This is a genomic window from Dapis hubbardiae BLCC-M172 (assembly GCF_050016015.1).
GTDB lineage: Bacteria > Cyanobacteriota > Cyanobacteriia > Cyanobacteriales > Microcoleaceae > Trichodesmium.
In genome coordinates, this window is sequence record NZ_JBNHEQ010000028.1 from 1 (window position 1) to 5,238 (window position 5,238).

Sequence of the window (5,238 nt, forward strand, 5' to 3'; positions counted from 1 at the left end):
ACTCCCCTACTCCCTTACTCCCCTACTCCCCTACTCCCCTACTCCCCTACTCCCCCGCTCCCCTACTCCCCCGCTCATTAAAAAAGACTTTTTCAGCAAACCCTAATTAAAGTGCATTTAATTTATATAATTTTTTAGCTACAACCTTTATATAGATTAAATGAATCTAGAAACTTAGATATTAAGGGTTGCAAAAACCGAAAATTGAGTTAATATAGTATTCAGAAATATCTAAATTATCTCAAGCAAAAACGACGCATAAAAACAGTAAACCAGTAGACAAACAGCTAATATATATTACTTTTTTATCACTTTCAGATAACTTCTTGTCTGAAAGTCTTATTTTGAAATATTACTTTATTCTTACTGACAACCCTAAGTAAATCCTCTACTGTAAAAGTATGGAGAAGAAACAAAGAACTTCTCTCCCAAAGCAGATATTAAGTCAGAGGTCAAGATTGTGAATAACCAATTAAAAGTATCCTTAGCAGGTGTTTTAGCAACCGTTGGTCTCTGGGGTTTTCTACCTCAATCAGAAGCTAAAGCAGGACAATTTGAAACTACTGACAAAGTAGTTTTCACCTGTGTTTCAGTTAATGCAGCAGAAAATCAATACGCGACTGTTCCTCAAATAGTTCGTGAAACACGGGATACAAGTGAGCCTGGAATTTTAGGCGGATACCCCCTAGTGAAACGAGAAGTTATTCAAGTTTCCTCTAAGCCAATGATTGTATGGACTGCAACTCTTTCTTCCGACCATCCTAAAGGTGCTTATACTCCTGACCGTCGTTGTCAAGCAGTTAGCACTCGTCTAACTAACCTTGCTTATGCCCTAGGGATGGAAACTTTCGCAGACATCAGTCAAATTGGTGTTGTAAACCATGAGCAAGTGGTTTATGTTTCCCCAGAAGAAGAGCCTACTTTTGAGAATGTAGTCTTCACTTTAAAGCCAGAAAATCGTGAAAAAACAGAAGAAATTCTAACTCAATTTAAGGATTTCGGACAAGGTACTGCTAGTGATGAGCCTATCTACGAATAAGTTATTTTAACAGAAATGTTGAGGGAATAACTAAGGAAATAAATTTTCCCTCTTCACTTCTTTTTATTGACCTATAACTATTAACTATATAGGTTCTCAAGTTCTAGTGAGTATTAGTTGAGTAGTATCTAAAACTATCCCTAATTTAAAGTAAAATTCTCTCCCAAACTTATTAATATGGGAATATGGGGAATAATAAATCAAAATATGTAGATAATGCGCAGGTGCTTTTATCAGACACTCATAGCTTAGTTTTTTCTAAGTTTGTGTCTGTTTTAGCCACTTGCTCAATAAATTTATAATGCAATTATCTCAACTATCAAAATTATTTTTAAACTCAAGGTGAACTGTAAAAATACGGTTGATTTACGGTATAATAAAATAACGCTAAAGCGTTAATTTGTTTGTTCAAGTATTTCAATTAATTGTCAAGAGGAAAGCCATGAAAATTAAAACTACTTCAACTTTATTTACTGCAACACTAACAATGTTTTTCACTGTTAGCTTAACTGCTAATCCTGCCAAAGCTGAAGAAAAACCAGTAACTAATAATATTGGTTCCTCAGAACAATTATTGAGTACCAATGCTAATAGTTTGTCAAGTGGTAAAAGTATGAGTTTAACTCAAGATTCTACTACTAGAGGTAGACGTGGGTTGTCTCAAGGTGAACTTGATGAGGTGACAAACAATATTAACCTACAAATGCAGAAAACTAGAGATCCTAACTGGAAAAGAGAAAAAGTATGGTTTGAAGAAAAGTGGGATTCTTTTTCTACAGACTTTTAGCCAGTATTAAAAAAGCAGTCAGCACTCAGCCATCAGTAGGATTTTGAATTGAGAATTTAAAATGTAAAATTTTAGAACTAAAGGTAAGTTTACTAATTCTTAATTCTTAATTCTTAATTCTTAATTCTTAATTCTTAATTCTAGAAACTGGAATTCCCCAACTTAAAGATTCCATTTTTTTGAATTGCTCAATAGATGGTTGAGAGCCATCTATAAAACGAAATGCTCGAATTCCAGCAATGGGATATTTTGAACGTCCGTTAATACCAATTAATTGACCTTTACTATTTAAAATCGGTCCACCACTCATGCCACTTTTAATATCATTGGTATAACCTAATTGATATCCTTGGCTGAGGGTGCGACTTGGTAACATTTCTACAGACCCTAAAGTTAACTGAAAAGCACGACTCCCCCAAGCACGGGTACTACTCATTTGTGAAGATTTTGGTTGGTGCCAGTTGGGAAAACCTGCTGCAAAAACAGTTTCTCCTACTAAGGGTTGGTTAGTTTTTGCTATTTCTACAACTTGATAGGGGCGAGCGCTAGTAAATTTCAATAATGCTACATCTAGATTACCTATTTGAGGAGTAGAAATTAGGGTAGCTTGATGAGTTATCCCATCTCCACTCATAACTGGATAAAGTTTATTAGAATTATTCTCAATTACATGATGATTAGTAACAACAGTGTAAGTATTACCTTCCCGTTTGATAATTACTCCAGAACCTGCACTGTTATCTGTAAAAATTCTCACAGTAACTTGTTGGGCAATATTGGATACTAATGATGGAAACTGTTGTAAGTCTACTACACTAGGTTTTGTGTAATAAGCTGAATTTTCTACTCTGGTTTGGGAGTAAGCATTAGGTACAAGTGCGGTTAGAAAAAAGAGTGAGGATCCTAATATTTTACCACTTACATTTAAGATTGAGTTATTCTGTTTCATATTCTTAAGGTTTCTCAAATAAAAGACATTTAAAAAAAAGACAAAAATTCCCCTGACACCACTCAATCTATTTCAAGAAATTTGAAAGTGTGGTGACTATCTCTACGTTTGTTAGTGGTAGAGATCGCTGATAAATTGTTGTTAGTAGTTTAATTAACTACTTAAATCACAATAGGTATATATATTGATTAAATTCAGCCCGGTCATTTCAGTTATCAGTTATCAAAATAATTTAGGTCTAAAACCACGCTTTTTAAGGCGAAATATTTTGGGTGGGTTGCTCTAATCCCTGTTACAAAAATAACTTCTGATTTCATTATCAGTACTTCCCGCTGAAACCGGAGGCTTGAAATCTTAAAATACTTAACTTTTTTTATCCCCTTGAAAGGGAAGGCTTAAGACTTTATTTCTTGGTAACAAAAAATTTAGTTATTTAGCCATAGCTAAAATCTTAATTTTCCAGTCGAAATGACTTTGAGGAACTGAGTAGGTATTTTACAGTATAGCGGTCACAAAAAGACATTATCAGAATAAAAATTTGTAAAATTTTTCTCTAAGGTTTTTCATCTGGCCTTAGATAATGATCGGATAATATCAAATTCAAAAAATGCAGTTACATCTCAATTGATTATTTATTACTAGAATAAAAAAAATTAAATTCCATAAAGTATAAAAATCAAACATTTTTTCCTCTTTTTAATCGAGTTTTTCTTTCACTATCCTCTGTTATATATTCCCTGTTCCCTGGGGCGTGACTGTAGCAATATTTGATGGAATTGGTGTAAATAGGATTTATTAGAAAAGATTCTTATTAATTACCGAAAAATCAAGGTATAAAGCTTCTCACTCGCCGTGGAGAAACAAGCGGTCATTTAGCGTTCCGCACAACTTTCCGATAGGAAAGCTTTGCACCAGCAAAACACCATATCAAATCGACTAAGAGAGAAAAAATTTTCCTTTTATTCAATCCTCTTCCTTTTAGGTAGAGGTAATTATCAATTATCAATTATCAATTATTGAAGAGATATTTCCCAAAAAGAATTTAGGGAGATTATATGGAACATCCCTACAATGGTTTAAAAAAAGAAATATTCAATTTCTACAGATGTCTATGAAGAGAAAGTAATAACTAGACATCTCCAGAAAAGAGGGAACAGGGAATAGGGAACAGGAAGAAAAAATAGATAATTTCCCATGGGAGAATTGATTTGATTTTTAATTTTTGGAGATGTCTACTAGACTAAATACACTAGGTGTTAGTGAAACACGGTATGAAATTCCTAAACTTATAACGTGTAAATCAGAGCTATTTTTGATGCAGAAAAAGCTCCTTTATAATTCCTGACTGCTGACTTCTATCAAATCATACTTTTGTTCACCAACCTCATACACTAATTAAATTTAATGTTTATAATCTAATCAAAACAAATAAATAAATATTATCATCAAGCTTAGATTAAAATCTAACTCAATATATAACCATGCAATTATCAAATCTGCTGTCCCGTAGTCCATTAATTATTGTGGGTGCTATTGCTGGAGTAATGCTTTCCCATCAAAGGGCGATCGCCACGAATAAAATCGTCATAGATTTATTTGGCCCAATAAAAGCATCAGTCAAAGTTAAGGATCTACGACAATTTGCAGAAACGGGCAAAACTACCAAAACAATTTCTCAAGCTCTAGGCATATCAAAAGTCAATCCTAATACAGTTCGTGGATTAATGACATTAGAAGTAGGAGCTGATGTTGCTAACCTAGCCAAAGTGCTGTATAGTAATCTAGGTCAAAATTTAACTAAAGGTGTCGCAGAAGTAGTTCAGACGAGACACAACTATGAAAGTGACAAAGCCCTACGTTCTGCCATTCTATTAGCAGCAGCAGATGACAACCGAATATCAGTGCTAGAAGTTCTGGAAAAATATCCTACCGAAGAAATGCACATTGATGTAGGTAAGATTAACGAAATCGTAGGAAAAGTTAAAGAAACTATTGGTAATTTAGGAGAACTACTCAATTAAATCTACGATTCTGAAGACGGAGTTATCTTATTGGTATCTTCATCAGTATTATGATCTGGCTGGGCAGTTCCCGAATCAACTGCCACAGCTTCTATATATTGACTATCCATCAGAAATGCTCCTTTCTCAAAACGAATAGCCCAATAATTTCCTGCTTTGCAACTTAAAATAGTTCCTACTTCACCCAAACGCACTACATTAGGGGGACGTAATATGGGCATCGATTCAGCAGTTTTGATGTAGGCTGGTTGAACTACTAATCTGACTTTCTGGCCAATAGAAAATTCATTTTCCATTTATTTACTCCCATAATATTTGCTTTTTTATTTCTTATCATAAATCTTGGTCGAAAACCTTCCCTATCGGTCATTTCAGTTAGCTTCCTAGGGTCTTCAATAATTGATAATTGATAATTGATAATTGATAATTGATAATTGATAAT

6 protein-coding genes are annotated in these 5,238 nt (G+C 33.8%); 3 read left to right on the forward strand and 3 right to left on the reverse strand.

Annotated features, from left to right (window positions below; translation table 11 throughout):
• Positions 1-460: 460 nt before the first annotated feature.
• Both ACP6PK_RS03425 and ACP6PK_RS03430 read left to right on the forward strand, forming a co-directional pair.
• On the forward strand, positions 461-1,039 hold the full coding sequence (locus ACP6PK_RS03425; protein WP_094672325.1) for a COP23 domain-containing protein: 579 nt from the start codon (positions 461-463) through the stop codon (positions 1,037-1,039).
• Between the two features lie 442 nt (positions 1,040-1,481).
• Positions 1,482-1,826 (forward strand): hypothetical protein, encoded by a 345-nt coding sequence (locus ACP6PK_RS03430; RefSeq protein ID WP_426557770.1) that lies wholly within the window; start codon positions 1,482-1,484, stop codon positions 1,824-1,826.
• 127 nt (positions 1,827-1,953) lie between these two features.
• On the opposite strand, the gene ACP6PK_RS03435 is transcribed toward ACP6PK_RS03430, so the two are convergent.
• Positions 1,954-2,775, reverse strand: a complete 822-nt coding sequence (locus ACP6PK_RS03435; protein WP_426557772.1) for a S1 family peptidase — start codon at positions 2,773-2,775, stop codon at positions 1,954-1,956.
• Between the two features lie 1,481 nt (positions 2,776-4,256).
• Between ACP6PK_RS03435 and ACP6PK_RS03440 the strand changes: the two genes are divergently transcribed.
• The gene (locus tag ACP6PK_RS03440; protein WP_426557774.1) at positions 4,257-4,796 is read left to right on the forward strand and encodes an alpha/beta hydrolase; all 540 of its coding nucleotides are present in this window, start codon (positions 4,257-4,259) and stop codon (positions 4,794-4,796) included.
• 2 nt (positions 4,797-4,798) lie between these two features.
• Here ACP6PK_RS03440 and sipA read toward each other — a convergent pair whose 3' ends face one another.
• Positions 4,799-5,092 carry a regulatory protein SipA gene (sipA, locus tag ACP6PK_RS03445; protein ID WP_094671597.1) on the reverse strand — a complete coding sequence of 98 codons (294 nt, stop codon included), beginning with the start codon at positions 5,090-5,092 and terminating at the stop codon, positions 4,799-4,801.
• A partial coding sequence (locus ACP6PK_RS03450; RefSeq protein WP_426557776.1) for a hypothetical protein occupies positions 5,053-5,238 on the reverse strand: 186 nt, incomplete at its 5' end. The genes ACP6PK_RS03450 and sipA, both read right to left, overlap by 40 nt.